Annotated in this window: 24 protein-coding genes, 1 tRNA gene and 1 other RNA gene; 17 read left to right on the top strand and 9 right to left on the bottom strand. The window is 70.4% G+C overall.

Annotated features, from left to right (window positions below):
- The 5 genes from ABD211_RS29155 to ABD211_RS29135 form a co-directional block, all read left to right on the top strand.
- Positions 1 to 928: M23 family metallopeptidase (locus ABD211_RS29155; RefSeq protein WP_344138760.1), on the top strand; the 928-nt coding region annotated here is incomplete at its 5' end.
- An 84-nt stretch (positions 929 to 1012) separates the two neighbouring features.
- Positions 1013 to 1489 (top strand): SsrA-binding protein SmpB, encoded by a 477-nt coding sequence (smpB, locus tag ABD211_RS29150; protein ID WP_344138758.1) that lies wholly within the window; start codon positions 1013 to 1015, stop codon positions 1487 to 1489.
- 66 nt (positions 1490 to 1555) lie between these two features.
- Complete coding sequence (locus ABD211_RS29145; protein WP_344138756.1) at positions 1556 to 1975, top strand: SRPBCC family protein; 420 nt, start codon at positions 1556 to 1558, stop codon at positions 1973 to 1975.
- Between the two features lie 59 nt (positions 1976 to 2034).
- Positions 2035 to 2410, top strand: a transfer-messenger RNA (tmRNA) gene (gene ssrA / locus ABD211_RS29140).
- 296 nt (positions 2411 to 2706) lie between these two features.
- Positions 2707 to 3147, top strand: coding sequence for a hypothetical protein (locus ABD211_RS29135; RefSeq protein WP_344138754.1), 441 nt, complete (start codon positions 2707 to 2709; stop codon positions 3145 to 3147).
- Between the two features lie 4 nt (positions 3148 to 3151).
- Here the strand turns inward: ABD211_RS29135 and ABD211_RS29130 are convergent, their stop codons facing one another.
- The gene (locus ABD211_RS29130; RefSeq protein ID WP_344138752.1) at positions 3152 to 3982 is read right to left on the bottom strand and encodes an S-methyl-5'-thioadenosine phosphorylase; all 831 of its coding nucleotides are present in this window, start codon (positions 3980 to 3982) and stop codon (positions 3152 to 3154) included.
- A 46-nt stretch (positions 3983 to 4028) separates the two neighbouring features.
- Between ABD211_RS29130 and ABD211_RS29125 the strand changes: the two genes are divergently transcribed.
- Complete coding sequence (locus ABD211_RS29125) at positions 4029 to 4640, top strand: YqgE/AlgH family protein (RefSeq protein ID WP_344138750.1); 612 nt, start codon at positions 4029 to 4031, stop codon at positions 4638 to 4640.
- A 78-nt stretch (positions 4641 to 4718) separates the two neighbouring features.
- A tRNA-Ala gene (locus ABD211_RS29120) sits at positions 4719 to 4791 on the top strand.
- Between the two features lie 319 nt (positions 4792 to 5110).
- Here the strand turns inward: ABD211_RS29120 and ABD211_RS29115 are convergent.
- The gene (locus tag ABD211_RS29115) at positions 5111 to 5647 is read right to left on the bottom strand and encodes a MarR family winged helix-turn-helix transcriptional regulator (RefSeq protein WP_344138748.1); all 537 of its coding nucleotides are present in this window, start codon (positions 5645 to 5647) and stop codon (positions 5111 to 5113) included.
- A 90-nt stretch (positions 5648 to 5737) separates the two neighbouring features.
- On the opposite strand from ABD211_RS29115, the gene ABD211_RS29110 reads away from it, so the two are divergent.
- On the top strand, positions 5738 to 6088 hold the full coding sequence (locus tag ABD211_RS29110; protein ID WP_344138746.1) for a DoxX family protein: 351 nt from the start codon (positions 5738 to 5740) through the stop codon (positions 6086 to 6088).
- A 72-nt stretch (positions 6089 to 6160) separates the two neighbouring features.
- Here the strand turns inward: ABD211_RS29110 and ABD211_RS29105 are convergent, their stop codons facing one another.
- The 4 genes from ABD211_RS29105 to ABD211_RS29090 form a co-directional block, all read right to left on the bottom strand.
- Complete coding sequence (locus ABD211_RS29105) at positions 6161 to 6808, bottom strand: response regulator transcription factor (RefSeq protein ID WP_344138744.1); 648 nt, start codon at positions 6806 to 6808, stop codon at positions 6161 to 6163.
- A 522-nt stretch (positions 6809 to 7330) separates the two neighbouring features.
- Complete coding sequence (locus ABD211_RS29100) at positions 7331 to 7966, bottom strand: NAD(P)-dependent oxidoreductase (protein WP_344138742.1); 636 nt, start codon at positions 7964 to 7966, stop codon at positions 7331 to 7333.
- Between the two features lie 23 nt (positions 7967 to 7989).
- Positions 7990 to 8784 (bottom strand): maleylpyruvate isomerase family mycothiol-dependent enzyme, encoded by a 795-nt coding sequence (locus ABD211_RS29095; RefSeq protein WP_344138740.1) that lies wholly within the window; start codon positions 8782 to 8784, stop codon positions 7990 to 7992.
- Entirely contained in the window at positions 8781 to 9380 is a 600-nt protein-coding gene (locus ABD211_RS29090) for an NADPH-dependent FMN reductase (protein ID WP_344138738.1), read from the bottom strand. The genes ABD211_RS29095 and ABD211_RS29090 overlap by 4 nt, the downstream gene beginning before the upstream one ends.
- Before the next feature lie 428 nt (positions 9381 to 9808).
- Between ABD211_RS29090 and ABD211_RS29085 the strand changes: the two genes are divergently transcribed.
- Genes ABD211_RS29085 through ABD211_RS29055 form a run of 7 tightly spaced genes read left to right on the top strand, consistent with a single transcriptional unit; the run spans position 9809 to position 16722 of the window.
- A complete protein-coding gene (locus ABD211_RS29085; RefSeq protein WP_344138736.1) occupies positions 9809 to 10912 on the top strand; it encodes a cytochrome P450 in 1104 nt (367 codons plus the stop codon).
- 33 nt (positions 10913 to 10945) lie between these two features.
- A complete protein-coding gene (locus ABD211_RS29080; RefSeq protein WP_344138734.1) occupies positions 10946 to 11143 on the top strand; it encodes a ferredoxin in 198 nt (65 codons plus the stop codon).
- Positions 11144 to 11147: 4 nt separating this feature from the next.
- A complete protein-coding gene (locus tag ABD211_RS29075) occupies positions 11148 to 13325 on the top strand; it encodes an aminotransferase class III-fold pyridoxal phosphate-dependent enzyme (protein ID WP_344138732.1) in 2178 nt (725 codons plus the stop codon).
- Positions 13326 to 13363: 38 nt separating this feature from the next.
- Positions 13364 to 14374 carry a methyltransferase gene (locus tag ABD211_RS29070; RefSeq protein ID WP_344138730.1) on the top strand — a complete coding sequence of 337 codons (1011 nt, stop codon included), beginning with the start codon at positions 13364 to 13366 and terminating at the stop codon, positions 14372 to 14374.
- A 24-nt stretch (positions 14375 to 14398) separates the two neighbouring features.
- Entirely contained in the window at positions 14399 to 15088 is a 690-nt protein-coding gene (locus ABD211_RS29065; RefSeq protein ID WP_344138728.1) for an antibiotic biosynthesis monooxygenase family protein, read from the top strand.
- A gap of 12 nt (positions 15089 to 15100) precedes the next feature.
- Entirely contained in the window at positions 15101 to 15523 is a 423-nt protein-coding gene (locus ABD211_RS29060; RefSeq protein WP_344138727.1) for an ester cyclase, read from the top strand.
- Positions 15523 to 16722: an NAD(P)/FAD-dependent oxidoreductase gene (locus ABD211_RS29055; protein ID WP_344138725.1), complete on the top strand. Its 1200-nt coding sequence runs from the start codon at positions 15523 to 15525 to the stop codon at positions 16720 to 16722. The genes ABD211_RS29060 and ABD211_RS29055 overlap by 1 nt, the downstream gene beginning before the upstream one ends.
- A 13-nt stretch (positions 16723 to 16735) precedes the next feature.
- On the opposite strand, the gene ABD211_RS29050 is transcribed toward ABD211_RS29055, so the two are convergent.
- A complete protein-coding gene (locus ABD211_RS29050) occupies positions 16736 to 17560 on the bottom strand; it encodes a helix-turn-helix transcriptional regulator (RefSeq protein WP_344138723.1) in 825 nt (274 codons plus the stop codon).
- A 127-nt stretch (positions 17561 to 17687) separates the two neighbouring features.
- Here ABD211_RS29050 and ABD211_RS29045 point away from each other — a divergent pair, with 127 nt between their 5' ends.
- On the top strand, positions 17688 to 19220 hold the full coding sequence (locus ABD211_RS29045; protein WP_425560557.1) for an MFS transporter: 1533 nt from the start codon (positions 17688 to 17690) through the stop codon (positions 19218 to 19220).
- A gap of 43 nt (positions 19221 to 19263) precedes the next feature.
- Here the strand turns inward: ABD211_RS29045 and ABD211_RS29040 are convergent, their stop codons facing one another.
- Positions 19264 to 20166 (bottom strand): aldo/keto reductase, encoded by a 903-nt coding sequence (locus tag ABD211_RS29040; RefSeq protein ID WP_344138719.1) that lies wholly within the window; start codon positions 20164 to 20166, stop codon positions 19264 to 19266.
- A 9-nt stretch (positions 20167 to 20175) separates the two neighbouring features.
- On the bottom strand, positions 20176 to 20643 hold the full coding sequence (locus ABD211_RS29035) for a nuclear transport factor 2 family protein (protein WP_344138717.1): 468 nt from the start codon (positions 20641 to 20643) through the stop codon (positions 20176 to 20178).
- 270 nt (positions 20644 to 20913) lie between these two features.
- On the opposite strand from ABD211_RS29035, the gene ABD211_RS29030 reads away from it, so the two are divergent.
- Positions 20914 to 22412: acetyl-CoA carboxylase biotin carboxylase subunit (locus ABD211_RS29030; RefSeq protein ID WP_344138715.1), on the top strand; the 1499-nt coding region annotated here is incomplete at its 3' end.

Raw genomic sequence — 22412 nt, 5'->3', positions numbered from 1 at the left:
CGACCGGGCCGCCGCGGAGGCGGCGTTGAACCGGGCGCGCGCCGTGGTCGACGCGGCCCGGGCGCGGATCGGGGCGTTCGCCCGCGACGCCTACCGGGGGCACGACATCGAACGGGTGAACGCCCTGCTCGGCGGCATCAGCCCCACCGATTTCGTGATGGCCCTGGGGTATCTCGACCAGGTCTCCGAACGGCAGCGGGAGGCGCTTGACGCCGCCACCGTGGCCCGGCTCGCGGCCAGGGAGAAGGAGGCCGTCGCCACCGGACAGGCCGAGGCCGCCGCGCGGGCCCGCAAGGCCGCCGCCGACGCGCTCGCCGAGGCCGACCGCATCGCCGACCAGGCCAGGCAGGCCGCCGTCGACCTCGCCGCGCTGTCCCGGCAGCGGCAGCGGGCCTGGCGGTCCGCGCGGCGGGAGCGGGCGACGATCCTGGCGCGGTACCGCGAGCTGCGGGCGGAGAGCGCGCGCATCGCCGCGCACATCCGGGGCATGGGCAACGGGCCGCCGGTGCTGCTGCCCGGCGGGCGGCTGCCCATGCCGGTGCACGGCTGGAAGTCCAGCGACTTCGGCATGCGGTTCGACCCGTACTACCGGGTGTGGCAGCTGCACGCCGGGGTGGACATCGCGGCCGCGGGCGGGTCGCCGATCCGCGCGGTGGCCGGCGGGCGGGTGCTGCGCGCCGGCTGGAACGGCGGGTACGGGAACTACACGTGCGTGTTCCACGGCAGCTACAAGGGGCGTAGCCTCGCCACCTGCTACGCGCACCAGTCGCAGGTCCTGGTCAACGCGGGGGAGTGGGTCAGCCGCGGGGAGCTCATCGGGCGGGTCGGGACCACGGGCGCGTCCACGGGCAACCATCTCCACTTCGAGGTACGCGTCGACGGCGCGCCCGTCAATCCGCTGCCCTACCTGCCCGGCTGCCTGTGCTGAGCCGGCGCCGGGGAATCTCGGGCGCCGCCGGGCCGTTGCTCAGGTAGCATTTCCGGCTGGCCGCGAACGAGGGAGGTGACGGCGGTGCCGAGGGAAAAGGGACGCACGTTGATCGCGTCCAACAAGAAGGCACGCCACGACTACACCATCCTCGACACGTACGAGGCGGGTATCGCCCTCATGGGCACCGAGGTGAAGTCGCTGCGCGCCGGCCGCGCGTCGCTGGTCGACGCGTTCGCGCAGGAGCGCGACGGCGAGATCTACCTCTACGGCCTGCACATCCCGGAGTACGCGCAGGGCACCTGGACCAACCACGAGCCACGCCGTACGCGCAAGCTGCTGCTCAAGCACATCGAGATCGTCAAGCTGCTCACGAAGACCCGCGAGAGCGGGCTGACCATGGTGCCGCTGTCGATGTACTTCAAGGACGGCTGGGCCAAGGTCGAGATCGGGCTGGCGAAGGGCAAGAAGTCCTACGACAAGCGCCAGGACATGGCCACCCGGGACGCCAACCGGGAGATCAGCCGGGAGCTGGGTCGCCGGCTGAAGGGCCGCGCCTGACCCGCAGGGGTGAACCTCCGCGCGCGCACCGCGAACGGGCCCGGACACCGGCGTAGGTTCGGCGGTGTGGCGGAGATCATCCTTGATTTCTTCTACGCCCATCCGGAGGCACGGGTGTGGCGTGGCCTCACCGACTCCGCCCAGGTCGCCCAGTGGCTCATGGAGAACGACGTGGTCCCGCGCCCCGGGCACCGGTTCCGGCTGCGCCCCGTGGGGCTGCCGGGCCTGGACGGGCTGCTGCACGCCGACGTCGTACGGGTCGACGTGGGCCGGGCCCTGGAAATGATCTGGACGGCTGCGGACCTGCACCTGGGCGTCGTCTGGCGGCTGCACCCCGTGCCCGGCGGGACGGTCGTCGAGGTGCTGGTCACGGGCTATCTCGGCCCGGGTGGTCACACCCGCCGGGAGCAGCTCGGCGGGGCGCTCCGCACCGCGTTCGCCGACCGGCTGCCCGCCGTGCTCGCGGGCGGCAGGTTACCCGGATGAAACTGTGGGCGGGACGCGTTACTGTAGATCGGGTCGCGCGAGAGTCGCGCGGCATGCCAGGGGGTGACAGGTTTCGACTGCGGACGTGGATGCAGGTGAAGCGAGCCGAGGAAGCCGACGCCGTCTCGTTAATCGATGTCGGAAAACCACAAGCGCCAACTCTGTTAAGCGCTCCCAGCTCGTTCTCGCCGCCTGAGGCGAGTAACGGCTGTGTCGAACCGGACGTGCCTACGGTCCGGATCTCGGCATCATCTAAGTAGGCTGGCCAATTCGGTCCCGTCGCGGGGCTGATGCGGCGAGATTAATCGCGACTGAGCCCGTCACACCAACTCGCTCACGTGATTGGTGGGGCTGAGAAAGGCACAGTGAGCTGCGCTCGGAGAAGCCCTGTTGAGACGCCGGAGGACCCGGGTTCGATTCCCGGCACCTCCACGAGCCCTAGGCACCCCCTGTCCGCGGAGAGCGCGGACAGGGGGTGCTCTCTATTCCCGCTCCGGGGGCCGAGCCCCCGGACACCCCCACGATCGGTGGTTGCGGTCCGCTTTCTGGTGCGGCGCTTTTTTGGGGTACTTGCTGATTCACAGCTTGTGGGGGTGGACAGGGGTCGTCGGGGCGTTCACCATCGGTGAGGAGCACACCACAAGGAGCCACGGGTCGTCCCGCGTGCGCATTGCAGTGGCGCTTGCGCACCGGCGTCGGGCCGACTGGCCGGACCCCTGAGGAGGTGCGCCATGTCCGTCCAGACCAGCGCCAGGCCCTGGTACGCCGCGACCGGGCCCGTGGGGCTCAGCGAGTCGATCCAGGCCTTCACCCAGGTGCTGCGCGCCCCCGCCCCCGACGCGGGCTGGCGTACGCACCTCAGCGGGCGGCTCGACCCGCTGCGCGAGGCCTTCGCGGAGTACCGGGCCGCCACCGAGGGCGCGCACGGGATCTACGCCCAGGTGGTCAGCGAGGCACCCCGGCTGGCCCACGAGGTGGACGGGCTCGTCGCCGAGCACGGCGCCCTGGACCGGGCGATGAGCGCCCTGGCCCGGCAGGCCGCGGAGACCAGCGCCGACGCGGAGACGCTGCGCCGGCGCGCGCTGGACATGCTCAGCGGCCTCACCCGCCACCGCCAGCACGTCGCCGATGTCGTCTACACCGCGTACGCGGTCGACATCGGCGGGGAGTGACCCGTCAGGAAGCGGGCGACGGGGCGGCCTGGGCCGGCAGCGTGAGCGGCACGTCGATGCCGTCCAGGGCGCCGCCGCAGGCGCAGTCCGGCTCGGCCGGCAGCTGCGGCAGGACCGTCAGCAGCAGGTCGCGCAGGCGCTCGGTGTTCTCCGCGAAGACCCGGAACACCTCGGCGTGCGTGACGCCGTGGTCGCCCTCCACGCCGGCGTCCAGGTCGGTCACCAGGGCCACCGACGTGTAACAGAGCGCCAGCTCACGGGCCAGGACGGCCTCCGGGTGGCCGGTCATGTTGATGATCGTGCCGCCCGACGCGGCGTACCACCGCGATTCCGCGCGGGTCGAGAAGCGCGGACCCGGCACCACCACCATGGTGCCCTCACCCACGGCCTCGATGCCCGCGGCGGCGGCCGTGCGCAGCACGGTCGCCCTGCCCACCGGGCAGTAGGGATCCGCGAAGTTCACGTGGACCGCGCCGGTGTCGTAGAACGTCTGCTCCCGGCCCGTCGTGCGGTCGATGAGCTGATCCGGCACCACGAACGTGCCCGGCCCCAGCTCCGGCCGCAGGCCGCCCACGGCGCACGGGGCGATGATCTGCCGGACCCCGATCGAGCGCAGCGCCCAGAGGTTTGCCCGGTACGGGATTTTGTGCGGGGGATACCGATGATCGCGCCCGTGGCGCGGCAGGAACGCCACCCGTCGCCCGCCCACGTCCGCTACGGTCACCGGGTCGGACGGGGGCCCGAAAGGCGTCTCCACGACATGTTCCGTGGCTCCATCGAGCAGCTTGTAGAGGCCCGAGCCGCCGATGACGGCGAGATCCGCGAGTGCACCCACGCGGAGACTCTAACCGTGGGGCACGGCGCAAGCTATGGTGCGAGACATGCACCCGGATCCTGGCACGGCGCGCGAACCGGAGTTGACGAAGGGGCAGGCGATGAAGTCGCTGGTCGGGCAGCTGCTCGTGGCGACGCCGAACCTCCGTGACCCGAACTTCGAACGTACGGTCGTCCTGCTCGTGGCCCATGAGGCTAACGGGGCGCTCGGCGTGGTCCTCAACCGAGCCACGGAAGTGCCCGTGGGCGAGGTCCTCACCGGCTGGCAGGCGCTCGCGAGCGAGCCCGGCGTCGTCTTCGAGGGCGGCCCCGTGCAGCCCGAGGCGGCCATCTGCCTCGCCCGTGCCCGCCCCGGCCTGCCGGCGGGCCGCACCGGCTTCAGCCGCGTCGACGGCCTCATCGGCACCGTCGACCTCTCCGGCGACCCGGAGACCTTCAAAGAAGATCTTCTTCAGGTACGGGTGTTCGCCGGCTACGCGGGCTGGGCCGGCGGCCAGCTGGAGGAGGAGATCGCCCAGGGCTCCTGGTTGACCTTCGCGTCGCTTCCCGGCGACGCCTTCGACCCCCGGCCGGACAACCTCTGGCAGATGGTGCTGAGGCGCCAGGGCGGCCTGATCGCGGCCGTGGCCCACTACCCGTCGGACCCGGCGCTGAACTGAGGTTGGGATACCTCGTGTGACCCCCGGCGTGGGGGTGTGTACTATTGCGCGAGTGCCCGGGTGCAAGGTCGGGCACGGGGGGCCGTGGCGCAGCTGGTAGCGCACCACACTGGCAGTGTGGGGGTCAGGGGTTCGAGTCCCCTCGGCTCCACCCAATCCGAACAGGGCGTTCATCCGACGTGATGAGCGCCCTGAGTCTTTTGGAGATCCATAGGTGGTGCGGCTAACCTGGCCGCGAACTGCGGCTATGCGGCGAGCTGGTAGGCGGCAGGCGACGCCCGAAACTGACGGCAGCGGCGGCATCAGGGCTGCTGCGCCGACAATTGGACAATTACGTGCGGAACTCAGCGCTCGTTGACCACATGTAACGGCCCAAACGTTGGCTTCGCCTCCGTCCGCTATGACGAATAGCCGCCCACTGCCGCGATGGAGATCTTGCGGTTACGGCACGGTCGGTCGCTATGGCCGCGTCATTGAGGGTGCCGCACAGCGTGCTGTCGGCCATGTCGCTCACAGGTTGGTTCCAGACCTGCGCCGTCGGCAGCGAATGTCGAGCTCGGCTCATCAACACGAGATGCCGGATCGGCCGCGACGCGGCCCAGTAGCTCGCTGAGGGTTGCCCGCTCCGTGGCTGACAGGTGGGCGAACAGCTCGCTCTCGACCTCGGTGAACGTTGCCTCCAGGGCCTTCACCGCGTCGTGGCCGGCGGGGGTGATCTCGACGATGTGCCGGCGCCGGTCCGACGGGTCGCGTCGACGGTAGATCAACTCTGCGCGTTCCAGCTCGTTGAGGATCGCCACGAGCACGCTCGGGTCGCATTCCAGGAGCTCGACGAGCATCTGCTGGCAGGCCGGTTCGGCTTCGAGGTACGTCAGCACCGTCGCCTGTCGGGGCGTCAGCCGGTTGGTACTCAAAGCGGCCCGTAGCCGGGCATCCGTGAGCGAGCCCCGCTTGGCGAGCAGCAGGCTCAGCCGGTGCGTCGGATCGTCCCGGCCACTTCGTTCCATGTCAGGAACGGTAACAGACCTCGTATTGCCTATCTCCGAAAATTATTGATATGGTTCTACGATCGATTGTACGAGATAATGGAGTACCGAATGGATATTGCGTACATCGTTACCGCCGTCGTGGTGTCGGCCCTGCTCGTGTTCACCGCCCGCAACAAGCTGGTCCGGCAGAAGGACGTGGTGGAGGTCCTGACCCGGGTCGGGGTTCCGGATCGGATGTTCCCGGTGCTGGCCACGCTGCAACTGCTCGGCGCGGCGGGGCTGCTGATCGGGATCTTCTACCGCCCGCTCGGCATCGCCGCGGCTGTGGGTGTGGTCCTGTTCTTCCTCGGGGCGGTCATCTCCCATCTGCGCGCCAACGACGCCAAGAACGCGCCCATGCCGGCCGTGTTCACGGTGCTCTCGGCTGCTCCGCTGGTCCTCGGGCTGGCCAGCCTCTGAGCTTCGCCGCGGGTTCGGGCCCGGATCGCGGCGGCGATCCGGGCCCTTTTGTCCGCGACTCGAGCCCGGGCGTCACCCGTGGCCGAGGCGGAAACCGATCCCGCGTACGGTGATGACCCAACTGCTCGCGCCGAGCTTGTTCCGGAGCGTCGCGACGTGTGTGTCGACCGTCCGTCGCGACCACGAGTCGCCCCAGATCTCCACCATGAGGCGCTTGCGGGGGATGACCGTGTCCGGGTTGGACGCCAGCAGGAACAGCAGGTCGAATTCCTTCCTGGTCATGTCGACCGGGCGACCGGCGAGGCGGACCTGGCGAGCGTTAACATCGATCTCCAGCGAGCCGTGGCAGATCGTCCGGGCGACCCGGGTCCGGGGCCGGATCCGCCGCATCACCGCGTCCATGCGGGCCAGCAGCTCGCGGAACCCGTACGGCTTCACGAGATAGTCGTCCGCGCCGGCCTGGAGCCCGAGCACCCGGTCGAGCTCCGCGCCCCGCGCCGTGACCGCGATGACCGGGGTGTCGCATGCCGACCGGATGCCCCGGCACACCTCCAGCCCGTCCAGATCGGGCAGCTCCAGGTCGAGCAGCACGATGTCGGCCTCTTCGTGCGCCTGTAGCGCCACCACGCCCGTGTCCACACTGAGGACCTCGTGGCCGTGCCGGCGCAGCCCGCGCGCGAGGGTTTCCGCCTCGGCCCGGTTGCTTTCGACCACAAGCACTCTGTGGTTGGTTAGGTGGCTCGTGAGGCCCCACCGGATCTCCGGTTGGTCCCCCTCCGCTGGGACCAGCACTTCGCCGCCGCAGGAACATCGCTTGTCGAGTTCGAGAAGATTAGAAGAGCGCTGCATTTTTCCCTCAACCAGTCACTTCAGGCTTCATGGAAGTTATCTCGACCGTACCCATTAGCGCAGACGTAGTCAATTGACAATTGACGATTGCTGATCGAACGGCATCATGCATGTACCCCAAGCCCTGGCGCGCTTAACCTGTGGATTTGCGGGTTGCTCAGCCGGGATCGTTATGCGTACCGTCGCGTTTGTTAAATTTGTGTTGCGGGGGCCTGAGTATGCGCCGCAACAGTTGGTCGACTTACGTTTTCTTGAACCATTCCAGTGTACTACTACTCAATGTGCCCGGATTCCGACAACGCAATTGAGATATATGTAGTATGCATCCAGACGGAACTCCGAAAAGGCAGCGACAATGCGCAGTCGACATTGGCCGCCATTCGCCGGAGTGCGTCAGTTGGCGACGTATGCCGCCCGACGTTTCAGATCGTCCCGGTCCAGGGCGTCCAGCAGGGCCGCGGCCAGGTCGGCATAGGTCAGCGTGCGGGCCTTGGGCAACGGCGCCGAGGAACTGAGCCGGTAGCGACCGGTCGGCGGTTTCTCCAGTAGCCGGGGCGGACGCAACGAGGTCCAGTCGGCGTCGCTGGCGGCCAGCACCGCCTCCATCCGCCGCATGTCCTCGTACGTGGCCCCGAAGAAGCGGTCCAGGATGGGCATGACGACGCGACGGTCGAAGAACGCCTGGTCCTCCCGCGGGCCGACCGGGGAGGCGGAGACGACCACGATCCGTTTGATCCCCTGTTCGGACATGGCGTGCAGCAGGTTGCGGGTCCCCTCCGAGTAGGTGACCGTCGGTTCCCGCGAGGTGCCGATGCCGAGGGTGGAGATGACCGCGTCCACTCCCCGCAGGGCCCCGACGACGCGGTCACGGTCGTGGACATCGAGAGCGACGCTGCTCAGCTGCGGGTCCGGTGCCGAGGGCCGGTGCGGCTTACGGGCGAGGGCGGTGACGCCGTATCCGCGCGACAGCGCCTGCTCGACCACCAACCTGCCGGTGCGGCCGTTTGCTCCGACAACGGCGATTCTCATGGCACTCCGATCTCATGACGGCCTCAGAAGCCGGGGAACGCTTTGCGCAGGTCCTCCAGGGTCAGCCCAGCGGCGTCGAGCGAGATCCCCGGTGGTGTGTGCGCCGGTGCGAGACGGCCGGCGGTCAGCCGGAGGAACGCCTCCGCCGGGATGGTGAGGGTGGGCGCCGGCCCGGACGGCGCATCCACGAGGCTTGTCGATTCGTCGAAGGCGAGCCCGAACCGGCGCTCGGGATCGGTGGTCCGGACGGTCAGCACCAGGGGGGCGTCACCGACGGCGGCGGGTTGGCCGATCCAGCCGATGAGCATCCGCAGGGGCTCGAAGAGGAACTCCACCGCCTCCGGCGCCAACGTCGCCGCGGGGTCCGACGCCACCGCGATATCCCAGGTATGCAGGGTGAACTCATTGAGTCGTAGCGACGCGGTGGTCAGCACGTCGATCGGCGCCGGCAGGAAACCCAGGTCGACCCGGAGCTCCTCCCGCCGCGTCGGATCGAGTGCCTCGAAGCGACCGACGAGGGTCTCGTTGGACTTGATGAAGCCGGCAGCCTGTTCGCCCGGGGCCAACGCGTTCCAGCGGTCCCAGACCGACTCCCGGAACCCGGGGCCGGGCGCTTCCGCGGTGCCCAGCGCCGTATCGAGGGAGGCGAGCAGGATCTCGGCGCCGCTGCCCAGGTGGCTCAGCACGTCGGCGATCGTCCACTCGCTCGCCGCCGACCTGCCGGTCAGCTCCTGCGGCGTCATCGCCCGCACGCGGTCCACGAGGTCGCGGTGCCCGCTGCGGAGCGCGGCGATCGCCTGGTCGGTCCGCCCTGTCACGGCTGGTACGGCCTGTTGGTCCGGGCGTCCAGCAGGGCCTCGCCCCACCAGCCGAGCTCGCCCAGCAGGGTTGTCGCGGCCGCCTCCGCCGGCTCCGGGTCGACCAGCGTGCCGTCCTCCCCGAACAGCTCCCAGTAGTTGGCGAAACTGACGCAGTCGCGCACGCTGACCGCGTGCATCTCGGCGAAGATCAGGCGCAGCTGCTCGACCGCCCGGAGGCCGCCGGAGCTCGCCCCGTATGACACGAACCCGATCGGCTTGGCCCGCCACTCGGTGTAGGTCCAGTCGATCAACGCCTTGATCGAGGCGGGGAAGCTGCGGTTGTACTCCGGCGTCACCACGATGAACGCGTCCGCCTCGTCAAGCACCGCGACCAGCTGCTTCATGTCGGCCGGCCGGGGGTCCGTGGTGGCGATCGCGGGCGGCTCGGGCCCGAGGACCAGCGGGAGATTCGCCTCCGCCAGGTCGACCCGGTCCACTTTGAAACGGCCGTCTCGCTGTGCCTGGTCGACGATCCAGTCCGCGACCACCGGGCCGAATCGACCCTCCCGCACACTGCCGAGTATCACGACGAGTTTAAGAACCCTGCCGGACATCCGCACCCCCTTTGTATACAGATCTTGCTGGCGTTTCGCATGCTTTCCCCAGGCCATTCTGTGAACCGGGTCGCGCGGGCAACCAGACCCGGCCGGGACTAGTACTGACAGGGCGACCATGGGGCCGGACCGGCACTCCTGGCATGGAGTTGACATCGACCCGACGAAAGTTGGCCAAGACTTGAAGATTTACGGTCTTGAACTTTTCGGCGGCCCCCGGAAAAACTGGGCACCGGACATTCTGACGGTGTTTGCACGTACGTCAACCATCCCCCGCGAATATTTCCGAGATTTCTGCCTGTGTATTCCGTCACCGTATCCGATAACCCGGAAGGTTGTTTGATGTGACTGCTACGACCGCGGCTCCGACATCCGATGTCGATCTTTACTCCGACGAATCCGTGCTGGCTCCGTACGCCAATTACCAGATGTTGCGGGAGCTCGGTTCGGCGGTCTGGCTGAGCCGGTACCAGGTGTGGGGGATGGTGCGGTATGCGGAGGTCTACGCCGCGCTGCACGACCACGACACCTTCTCGTCCGGGTCCGGGGTCGGTCTGAGCGACGAACTCAACAAGGTGATGGCCGGCGGCACGATCGGCAGCGACCCGCCGGACCACGATCGGCTCCGTCAGGTCATCGGCCGCCAGCTCACCCCGAAGGCGCTCCGCGTGCACCAGGAGCACGTGCAGCGCAAGGCCGCCGTGCTGGTCGACGAGCTCATCGAGCGCGGATCCTTCGACGCGGTTCCGGAGTTCGCCCAGCGGTTCCCGGTGTCGATGGTGCCGGACCTGCTCGGTTGGCCCGAGAACGAGACCGGCAATCTGCTGGCCTGGGCCTCGGCCGGGTTCAACGCCCTGGGCCCGATGAACGAACGCACCATGGCCGGCTTCCCGGTCCTGAAGGAACTGTGGGAGTTCCTCGACGAACTCGCCACCACCCGGAACCTGCGCCCGGACAGTTGGGGCGCGAATCTGATCGCGGCGGTGGACTCCGGCGAGGTCGAGGCGAAGAAGCTGCCCGTGCTGCTCGGCGACTTCCTGGTGCCGTCGCTGGACACGACGGTCAGCGCCCTGGCCAGCATGGTCTGGCTGTTCGGCAACAACCCCGACCAGTGGCGCAAGGTCCGCGAGGACCCGTCGTTGGTCGCGGCCGCGTTCAACGAGACGGTCCGGCTGGAGACCCCGGCCCGTGGGTTCTGCCGACTGGTCACCCGGGACCACGAACTGTCCGACGGGGTGACGATGGCGGCCGGCTCCCGGCTGTTCCTGCTGTACGCCGGCGCCAACCGGGACGACCGGGTCTTCACCGACCCCGACACCTTCGACGTCACCCGGCACAACGTCACCAGCCACCTCGCCTTCGGGCACGGCATCCACGGCTGCGTCGGCCAGGGGCTGGCCCGGATGGAGGCGCACGCCCTGTTCCGTGAGCTCGCCGCCCGGGTCGAGCACATCGAGGTGGGAGAGGCGACCTGGCGCCGGCACAACACGATCCGTGGCCTGGCCGCGCTGCCCACGACGCTGCACACCTGACCGATCCGGACTTCACGTTGGCGAGGTTGATTGATGCGCATCACTGTTGACCGCGACCGGTGCGAGGGGCACGGCGTGTGCGAGACCGCCGCCCCGGACCTGTTCCAGATCGACGACGAGGGGGATCTGGTCTTCCATCTCGACGGCCACGACATCCCCGAGGAGCAGTGGGCTGCCGCCACGAACTCCGTCCTCACCTGTCCGGTCGCCGCGCTGAAACTGGAGAAGTGACGCCATGCCGCAGTCGGTGTTCCGTCCCGCGTCCGCACGTACCCTCGATCTGATCGCGCAGCTCAACCAGGAACAGCGCTGCAACTTCCTGATGGCCAGCAACTACGTCAACCCGTCGGCGGCCAAGCTCGGCTACCTGCTGGACGACCTGGTGCACGTCGGACCGCGCGGACCCCGGGTGACCTACCTGCTCAGCTCCGGCCTGGAGGCGCTGTCCGCGGCGATCAAACTGGCCCGGCACACGGCGGTCCGGGACGGCCGCGACAACGGCGGATGGATCCTGCTGATCGATCCGCACGACCGGTACCAGGGGTTCATGGACCCGGTGGGCGCGGGTACGGACGCCGCGCTGATCCCGCACGTGGTCAGCGCGCCCACCGCGACGGAGGCAAGCGAGCGGTACGGGACCACGCCGTGGGCCGGGGTGATCGTGGTCCGGGAACCGGACACCGATCTCGACGACCCTCGACTGCGCGCGCTGCTGGCCGACTGTCGGCAGGGCGGCGGCCTGGTCATCCTCTCCTGCACCGACCTGGAGTTGACCGGGACGGACATCTTCGCCAACCCGCTCGACGCGGACGCGGTCGTGTTCGGGGAGACCCTGGCCGACCGGCAGGTGCCGTTCGGCGCGCTGACCATGGCCGACGAGGTGCAGAAGATCTGGCGCAACCACACCGACTGCTTCGCGCACACCTCCACCTACGGCGGCAACGTCGTCTGTGCCGAGGTGGTCCTGGACGTGCTGGACCGGGCCGGCGTCATCACCGACCGGCACCGGGCGGTGATGAGCAGGATCGAGGCCGACCCGAGGACCACCATCGAGTACTGGGGTCGTCACATCAACCCGACGATCGCGGACATGGCCCGGACGTTCAACCTGAACCCGGACGTCCGCCGCGCGGCCGGCGGGCGGCTCACCGTCGGCGACGGTCGCGACGTCATCGACTGCGCCGGCGGGTTCGGCAGCAACCTGCGTGGCCACAATCCTCCCGACCTGGTGCCGGAGGTGCTCAAGGCGCACGACCCGGACCACGACTACTTCGTCGACCTGGAGCGTGAGCTGGCCGAGCTGACCGGGCTGCCGCACGCCTTCCCGTCGGTGAGCGGCGCCATCGGCAACCACACGGCTGTGACGCTGGCGGCCCTGGCGCAACCGGGCCGCCGGACCGTGGTGACGTTCAAGGGCAACTACGGCGGCAAGACGCTGTTCTCGCTGAACCTGAGCAAGTACGGACCGCAGAAGACCGAGTCGGTCGAGGACGCGTTCCGGCCGTACTACGCGAAGCTGGTCTACCTGGACCCGTTCGCCCCGGACGCGGTGGAGCAGTTCCAACGGGTGGTGCGCGAGGACCCGGTCGCCCTGGTGTGGTTCGAGCTGATCCAGGGCGCGTCGTGCCGGATGCTACCGGCCGACCTGCTCGCGGCGGTCGACCAGCTCCGTGCCGAGGCGGGCTATCTGGTCGGCGTGGACGAGGTGCTCACCGGCGGTTGGCGCAGCGGCACCCACTACCTCGCCCACCGGGACGTGATGCGGCGGGCGGACATCGTCACCCTCGGCAAGACCATCAGCGACATGACCATGCCGGCGGCGGCCGTGATGGTCTCCGCGGACGTGCACCGGCGGGCCACGAAGACCGATCCGGAGCAGGTGCGCCGGCTGCGCGACGCGTACCGCCACAACCTCGGCGCGCACATCGCGGTGCATGCCCTGCGGACGATGGACCCGGAGACCGTGGCCCGCCACCAGGACGCGTACGCCGGGTTCCGCACCGCGCTCGACGCCATCTGCCGGGAGTCGAACGTGCTGGGGCCGGTCGCCGGCCGGGCCGCCCACCTGCGGCTGACCCTGGCCGGCCGGGGGCTGTCCTTCGCCCAGGGATCCGTACCGCACACCCTGCTCACCCTGGCCCTGGCGGACCTGATCTTCCAGCGCGGCGGTGTCTACGTCCCGCTGTTGGGGATCCGCCACCGGGTCGCGGCCGACCCGGTGGACCTGGCCGACCTGGCCGCCCGGATCGAGACGGCCACGCGCGACCTCACCCCGCCGATGATCTACCGGCACGCGTTGGGATGCCTGCTCGGTCAGAAGTCGTCGTTGCTGGGCCGGCTGCTGAAGGGCCGGGCGGCGACGCCGCGGGTGCCCGCCCGGAGCGTCCCGGACTCCTCGCTCACCCGGCCCTGACCCAACCTCACGCTCGACAACAAGGAGGCGTACCTGTCATGCAGGTCGACAACCCCGCCATGCAGGTGCTCAAGCTGGCCACCGCGAGCTGGATGGCATCCGCGGTGAGCGCCGCCGCCGAACTGGGCGTCGCGGATCACCTCAGCTCCGGGCCCCGGACCGTCACGGAGCTCGCCGACGCGGTCGGCGCCCACGAGCAGACCCTGTACCGGCTGCTGCGCGCCTGCGCGGACATCGGCCTGTTCCGGGAGGCCCCCGGCCGCGTCTTCGCCCTCACCGACGTCGGCGACGCGCTGCGCAGCGACTCGCCCCACTCGCTGCGGAACTTCGCCCGCTGGGTGGCCCTGCCGGCCGACCGGCACACCTGGGACGGCCTGACCCGGACCGTACGGACCGGCGAGCCGTCGTTCGTCGGCGTGCACGGCGTCGAGGTGTGGGAGCACTTCCGGGACAACCCGGAGGTGGCGGAGATCTTCGACAACGCGATGACCGAGCTGTCCCGGCAGGTGATCGCGCCGACCGTGGCCGCCTACGACTTCAGTGGGTTCCGCCGCGTCGTCGATGTCGGCGGCGGCCACGGCACCCTGCTGGCGCAGATTCTCACGGCTGTCCCGACGGCCCACGGGGTGCTGTTCGACCAGCCCGAGGTGATCGAGGGCGCGGGCGCGCCGCTGGACGCCGCCGGGGTGCGCGAGCGCAGCGAGCTCGTCGCCGGCGACTTCTTCACGGCCGTACCCGCCGACGGGGACGCGTACGTGCTGTCGAACATCATCCATGACTGGGACGACGAGCCGTCCCGGCAGATCCTGGCCAACATCCGCGACGTGATGGCTCCCGACGCGCGGGTGCTGCTGATCGAGGCGGTGCTGCCGGACGACACCAGCCCGTCGCTGACAGTGAAGCTGATGGATCTCGACATGCTCGTGATCAGCGGCGGCCACCAGCGCAGCGGCGCCCAGTTCGACGCCCTGTTCCAGCAGGTCGGGCTGAAGCTGTCGCGGATCGTCGCGGGCGGGCTGTGCAGCGTCGTCGAAGCCACCCGCGCCTGATCGCAACCGAGGAAGGAGTCCGAGATGCCGTTCATCCGCGCCGGGGACGGGTACCTGGCCGTGTTCAACATGTTCACCTGCAACAACGAGGAGGAGCAGCAGCGGATCGTCGACGAGATGAAGGAGATCGTCGACAACGCCGACTACCCCGGCTGGGTGTCGTCCACTGTGCACGCCGCGGTGGACTCGCCCGGCACCGCCAACTACGTGCAGTGGCGTAGCAGGGCCGACCTGGAGGCCCGGTACGCCGGGGCGAAGTACCAGCAGGGGGTCGTCCCGCTGTTCCAGCAGATCGCGACCTCGGTGCGGCTGCTCAAGACCGAGGCGGTGTTCGTCCAGCACCACCGGGACCAGGACTTCATCGAGATCGGGCCGCACCGCGACGACTACACCGTGATCATCGTGATGGAGTGCGCGCCCGAGAACCAGCAGGCCCTCGTCGACGCCCTCGGGCAGCGCGACGACTGGCTGATGACCGTGCCCGGCTACCGCGCGCACGCGATCTGCCGGGGGGTCGAGGGGACGTTCATCATCCTGTACGCCCAGTGGGAGAGCAAGGAACACTACGACGCCTTCCACCACCTGCCCGAGTCCGAGCGGCCGGCCGAGGTGCAGAGGATCCGCGCGTTCACCGACACCATCATCACCGAGCGCCGGGCGAACACGTACCGGCCGGTGCACTCCCGGTCGGCGGCCCCGGCCCCGGTCAGCTGAAGGAGGACCCAGATGTCACGCGAAACCAACGAGGCGACCCTGACCAGGGCGATCGAGGCGATCAACGCCGGCGACGTCGAGACGGGCGTGAACACCCTGTTCGCCGAGGGCGCCGTGGATCACGATCCGGCCCCGGGTCAGGGTCCGGGTCGTGCCGGCTTCCTCGCCTTCTTCCGCACCCTCAGCGCCGCGTTCCCGGACCTGCGGCTGGAGCAGCGGTACGTGACCGCGAACGACGAGCACGTGGCGATGGCCTTCATCGTCTCCGGAACGCATCAGGGTGACTTCAACGGAGTGCCGCCGTCCGGTCGGGCCTTCAAGGTCAACGGCGTGGAGTTCTTCCGGTTCGTGGACGGCCAGGTCGTGGAGCGGTGGGGCCTCACCGACGACATGAGCCTGCTCGGCCAGCTCGGTCTCCTCTCCCTGCCGCACTAGTGGACACCGGAGGTCTCGTCGTCGTCGGGGCGTCCCTCGCCGGCCTGCGGGCTGTCGAGACGGCCCGACTGACCGGGTATGCCGGTGCCATCACGCTGGTCGGCGCGGAACCGCACCCGCCGTACGACCGGCCGCCGCTGTCCAAGGAGTTTCTCGACGGACCCGACGAGCCGCCGCCGCCGTACCTGCGGACCGCGGCGTCGCTGCGCACGGAGCTCGGCGTGGACTCCAGGCTCGGTGCCGCGGCGACCGCGCTGGACCCGGACGCCCGGACGGTGACCGTGGGCGGCACCGAGTTGCGGTACGACGCGCTGGTGGTGGCCACCGGGGCGGCCGCCCGCCCACTGCCCGGTGCCGCCGGGCTGGCCGGGGTGCACACCCTGCGCGGGCTCGACGACGCCCGGGCGATCCGGGCCGCGCTGGTGCCGGGTACCCGGATGGTCGTCGTGGGCGCCGGATTCATCGGAGCGGAGCTCGCCTGCGCAGCCGGGCGTCGAGGGATCGCGGCCACGGTGGTGGAAGCGGCCCCGACCCCGATGGGCCGGGCGGTCGGTGCCGAGCTGGGGCCGGTACTCGGTGCGGTGCTGCGGCGGCACGGCGTCGACCTGCGGTGCGGCAGCGGGGTCACCGCGGTCGACGGGACCGACCGGGTCCGGGCGGTTCGGCTGGCCGACGGTACGCACCTGCCGGCCGACCTGGTCGTGGCCGGCATCGGCGCAGCCCCCGCGACGGAGTGGCTCGCCTCGTCCGGGCTGAAGCTGGACGACGGCGTGGTCTGCGACGAGACGCTGTCCGCCGGCGCCGACGGGGTGTACGCGGCCGGTGACGTGGTGCGCTGGTTCAATCCGGCGTTCGGCCAGACGATGCGCCTGGAGAACTGGACCACCGCGGCCGAACAGGCGTCGGTGGCAGCCCGCAACGCGGTCAACCCCGATGCCGCCCGCCCGTGCGCGACGGTGCCGTACTTCTGGTCCGACTGGAACGGCGACCGCGTCCAGTTCGTCGGGTTGCCGGAGGCCGATGAGACCGCGTTCGTCCAGGGCGGACCGGACGGGGACGACTTCCTCGCCCTGTACCGCCGGGGGGACCGGGTCATCGGTGCCCTGGGGCTGAACCAGCGGCGCGCGGTGACGCGGCTCCGCTCGGCCATCGCCCGGGGCGCGGGCTGGGACGAGACGGTGGCCACGCAGCGTGGCTAACCGCTTTGGTCGGCTAGGTCCCGCGACCGGTCTGGAGCTTGTCCAGCCTGACCCGGGTCTCGTCGTCGTCCGGCAGCAGAACGACCAGACGCAGGTCCGGATCGGACAGCTGCAACGTCTCGAACGCGAGCCGCAGCGTGCCGACCTCATGGTGGGAGAGTTCACGGATCCCGGTACGGCGCCCGCCGAGGGGTCGCCGCTGCCACCGTTCGGTGAACTCCTCGCCGGCGTGGCTGGCCAGCCGATGGGCGAAGGCGTCCACCGCCGGATCGCCCCAACGCAGCTCGTACAGGTCCGCGACGTGTTCGTCCGCGACCCGCTCCCAGTCCGGGTAGGCCGCCCGGGCCCGGTCGTCGACGAAGGTGAACCACAGCACGTTCGGCGGATCGCCGTCGAGTACGCCGAGCGAGCCGACCAGTTGCTGGTAGCCCTCGGTCCAGGCGAGCAGGTCACCGAGGTGGTTGGCCACGAAGCTCGGCGCCGGCTCCAGTTGACGCAGCAGTGCCCGGACCGTCGGCCGGACCGTACGGACGACCTCCCGGGTACGCGGGCCGAGTTCGATGCCGGAGGTGACCGCGGCGAGCCGGTGCAGGTGCTCGGTGTCCTCGTCGCCTAGGCGCAGAGCCCGGGCCAGTGCGCTGAGCACCTTGGCCGACGGGCGGGTGTCCCGACCCTGCTCCAGCCGGGCCAGGTACTCGACGCTGACGTCGGCGAGGGTGGCGAGTTCGGCTCGGCGCAGCCCGGGGGTACGCCTGCCGGGGCTGACCGGGAGCCCGACCTGAACGGGGGTCACGGCCTCTCGCCGGCTGCGTAGGAAGGCCCCCAGTTCGCCGGACACCGTGCCGCCACGCGTGTCAGCGGAGGGTGGCCCTTTGGGGGATACGCTCAGCCCGGCCTCCCTTTGCGACCTTGTCCGACCAGACCATAAGGGTCCTGTCCTGTCCACTTTACTCGCGAAGGAAGCCATGAGCACAATCGATGTGACTGCCCCACCGCGGGCCGGGCGCCGGGAGTGGCTTGGCCTGGCGATCCTCTCCCTGCCCGCGCTGCTGGTCTCGATGGACCTGACCGTGCTGCACCTCGCCGCCCCGGCGATCAGCGCTGACCTGCGGCCCTCCGCCGCGCAGTTGTTGTGGATAGTCGACATCTACGGCTTCCTCATCGCCGGCTTCCTGATCACCATGGGTACCCTCGGCGACCGGATCGGCCGCAGGCGGCTCCTGCTGCTCGGCGCGGCGGCCTTCGGGGTGGCCTCGGTGCTCGCCGCGTTCTCGGTCAATGCCGAGATGCTGATCGCCGCCCGGGCGCTGCTCGGCATCGCAGGCGCGACCCTGGCTCCGTCGACGGTCGCGCTGATCCGCAACATGTTCCACGATCCGGCCCAGCGCACCACCGCCATCTCGATCTGGTTCATGAGCTTCATGGCCGGTTCCGCCGTGGGGCCGCTGATCGGCGGCGCACTGCTCGAGGTCGCCTGGTGGGGGTCGACGTTCCTGATCGGCGTGCCGGTGATGGCACTGCTGCTCGTCCTCGGTCCGGTCCTGCTACCGGAGTACAAGGCGCCGCAGCCCGGCAGGTTGGACCTGCCCGGCGCGCTCACCGCGCTGGTGGCGATCCTGAGCGTGATGTACGGGCTCAAGCAGGTGGCCGAGCATGGGCTGGCCGTGACGCCGCTGGTCATGGTCGCGGTGGGGCTGCTCCTCGGCGTGGTGTTCCTGCGGCGGCAACGCACCGCGGCCGCTCCGCTGCTCGATCTGAACCTGTTCCGGTTGCGCACCGCGAGCGTGTCCGTTCTCGCCCTGACCATCGGCGCGGTCGCCGTCGGCGGCGTGGGCTATCTGAGCGCCCAGTACCTGCAGCTGGTCGCGGGCCAGTCGCCCATCATGGCCGGGCTGTCGATGGTGCCGCCGCTGCTGACCGGGATCGTCACCACGACCGTCACGCCGATGATCGGCCGTCGGATCAGGCCGGGCACCAGGATCGCGGTCGGCCTGGTGGTCGCGACGATCGGGTTGCTCGTGGTGAGCCGGGCGAACGACGAAACAGCGGTGGCGTACGTGATCGTCGGGCTGGTGCTGCTCTTCGGCGGGATCATGCCGGTGCTGGCGCTGGGCGTGGACATCGTGGTCGCGGCGGCGCCGCCGGAGCGTACGGGCGCCGCGTCCGCGATCACCGAGACCGCGCAGGAACTCGGCATCGCCCTGGGGATCGCGGTCCTGGGCAGCATCACCACCGCGATCTACCGCCAGGGGATGCGCGACACCGTAGCGCCGCCGGGAGTGCCCGCCGACGCGGCGGAGGCGGCGCGGTCCACCCTCGGCGCCGCTGACGACGTGGCCGGTCAGCTCGGCCCGGCAATGCTCGAGAGCGCCCGGCGGGCGTTCACCGACGGAGTTCAGCTGGCCGCGGTGGCCAGCGCGGTCATGCTGGCGATCACGGCCGTCGTCGCCGCGATCGTGCTGCGTCGGGTCACGACCAGCACCGGCGCGACGCACTAGCCGGGCGTTCCCGCGGGTGTCGCAGGCGGCACCCGCGGGCGGCTCAGTGGGGTCGGCTGGCCGTGGTCAACCGGCTCAGGGCGGCAGGGTCGAGGGTGAGTGCCGCGGCGGCGACGTTCTCCTCCAGGTGGTCGATCCGGCTGGTGCCCGGGATCGGCACGACCGCCACCTGCCACACCTCGGCCTGCTGCTGGACCCAGGCGAGGGCGACCTGACCGGGTCGGACACCGTGCTGCCGGGCGACGTCCCGCACGACCTCGGCGAGGGTGGGGGAGACCCCGGCGATGTGCGGCGGGCGTGGGCGGGCGGATGCGGCCAGGTTGAGCCCGCCGGCACCCTGCGGGCAGTACGGCACCACGCCGACGCCGAGCTCGCGGCACACCGGCAGGATCTCCTCGACCTCCCGGCTGACCAGTGACCACTGTGCCTGGAGCGCGGCGATCGGGTGGACCGCGTGTGCCGCGCGCACGTCCGCGCCGGTCACGTTGGACAGGCCCAGGTGGCGCACCTTGCCCGCCGTGACCAGCTCGGCCATCGCGCCGACGGTCTCCTCGATCGGCACGGTCGGATCGCGGTCGTGCAGGTAGTAGAGGTCGATCACGTCCGTCGCGAGCCGGGTCAGGCTCGCCTCACACGCCGCGCGCACGTAGGCGGCGTCGCCCCGCGCGCCCAGCCCGCCGTTCGGGGTGGTCACCACACCGAACTTGGTGCACAGGACCGCCTCGTCACGCCGTTGCCGCAGGGCCCGCCCGACGAGTGTCTCGTTGCGTCCGCCGCCGTACAGGTCGGCGGTGTCGAGCAGCCGCACGCCCAGGTCCAGCGCGCGGTGGATCACGGCGATGGCGTCGCGGTCGCCGTCCGGTGCCCGGGACCCGGCAAGCCGCATGCAGCCCAGGCCCTGGATCGGAACGGTCAGGCCGGTGGATCCCAACGGGGTGGTGCGCATCGCGTCCTTTCAGAGTGCCGAGGTGGGCTTCGGTGGCTCGCCGGTCCTCCAGATCAGCTGGAACGACAGCGTGCGCAGCCGCCAGCCGTGCCCGGTGAGCACCGCCTCCCCGTCCGCGACCGTACCGGTCACGAACAGCTCCTGCGACGGCAGCACCTGGGTGGACACGAGGTTCGCGCGCAGGTGCGCGCGGTCGCCGTCGAGCTCGACGACGGCGGGGGAGTTCAGGTGCTGGGTGCGGTCGAACTTCGCCAGCGCGGTGCGGTGGAACGCGGCGAGGCCGGCGATGCCGTCGTGCCGGCCGACCGGGAACTCGACCACCGCGTCCGTGGTGAACAGCGAACCGGCCCAGGTGTCGTCGAGCTCGGCGGAGTCCAGCGCGATCAGGTACCGGTCGAGGAGGGCACCCACTTCGACGCGATGAACCGCCGCCACGATCCGGGAGTTGGTCAGGGACTCGGTGTCAACTGTGGACATGTGGGCTCCCTGTGTCGGTGGCTGCTTGCATCCCGAAGGCTCGCCGATGCGACCCGCCGACTCAAGCCGTATGTCAATTCCGGCGACATTCTTGACGTAGGTCTGACATTCCGCGTGGTAGACCGCGCAAACGCGGCAAGAAGCTGACCCAATCCTGCATCGCAACGTATTGAACGGTGGCAATCAGATCGCGAAGCATTGTGCGGAGTGGCGGCAGACATTTCTATTCCGACTCCGCTGATCCGGGTGCCGAACGAGGAGGGCCGAACCGTGCGCAGAGTGCTTATCGCCAACCGCGGCGAAATCGCCGTCCGGGTCGCCCGGGCCTGCCACGACACGGGCCTGGAGAGCGTCGCGGTGTACGCCGACCCGGACCGGGACGCGCCGCACGTCCGCGCCGCCGACGAGGCGTACGCACTGGGCGGGGACATCCCCGCCACCAGCTACCTGGACATCGCCAAGCTCCTCGACGCGGCGGCGCGCTCGGGCGCGGACGCGGTACACCCCGGGTACGGCTTCCTGTCCGAGAACGCGGACTTCGCCCAGGCGGTGCTGGACGCGGGCCTGATCTGGGTCGGCCCGCCGCCGCACGCGATCCGGTCGCTCGGTGACAAGGTGACCGCCCGGCAGATCGCCCAACGGGTCGGCGCGCCGCTGGTCGCGGGCACCCCCGACCCGATCTCCGGTCCGGACGAGGCGGTCGCCTTCGCACGCGGGCACGGCCTGCCGATCGCGATCAAGGCAGCGTTCGGTGGCGGCGGTCGCGGGCTGAAGGTGGCCCGCACGCTGGAGGAGATCCCCGAGCTGTTCTCCTCCGCGGTACGCGAGGCCCTCGCCGCGTTCGGTCGCGGCGAGTGCTTCGTCGAGCGGTACGTGGACCGGCCCCGGCATGTGGAGACCCAGTGCCTGGCCGACCGGCACGGTCACGTGGTGGTGGTGTCCACCCGGGACTGCTCCCTGCAGCGCCGCCACCAGAAGCTGGTCGAGGAGGCCCCGGCACCGTTCCTGACCGCGGCGCACAACGACCGCCTGTACGCCGCGTCCAAGGCGATCCTCGCCGAGGCGGGCTACGTCGGCGCGGGTACCTGCGAGTTCCTGGTCGCCGCCGACGGCACGATCTCGTTCCTCGAGGTCAACACCCGGTTGCAGGTGGAGCACCCGGTGACCGAGGAGGTGACCGGCATCGACCTGGTGCGCGAGCAGTTCCGGATCGCGGACGGCGAGGCGCTGGGGTACGACGACCCGCCCGTGCGCGGCCACTCGATCGAGTTCCGGATCAACGCGGAGGATCCGGGCCGCAACTTCCTGCCCGCCCCGGGCACGGTCGGTGCCGTCGCCGTCCCGTCCGGGCCCGGGGTGCGGCTCGACTCGGGGGTGGAGGCCGGCTCCGTGGTCGGCCCGGCCTGGGACTCCATGCTGGCCAAACTGATCGTCACCGGGGTGGACCGGGCGCACGCGCTGCGCCGGGCCGGGCGGGCGTTGGCCGGGCTGACGGTCGACGGCATCCCCACCACGCTGCCGTTCCACCGGGCGGTGGTCGCGGATCCGGCGTTCGCGGGCGAGCCGTTCGCGGTGCACACCAACTGGATCGAGACCGAGTTCGCCAACACCATCGCGCCGTTCGACGGTGGTCCGGACGGTCCGCGCGACGACCGGGCCCGGGAGACCGTGGTGGTCGAGGTCGGCGGCCGGCGGATCGAGGTGTCGCTCCCGCCGGACCTGGGGGTGCACTCCGGCCGGCCGGCGGCGGGCGCGGCCCGGTCGTCGCG

Origin of the sequence: Luedemannella flava (genome assembly GCF_039528515.1) — a bacterium.
Lineage (GTDB): Bacteria > Actinomycetota > Actinomycetes > Mycobacteriales > Micromonosporaceae > Luedemannella > Luedemannella flava.
This window is presented reverse-complemented; position numbering and strand designations above follow the sequence as displayed.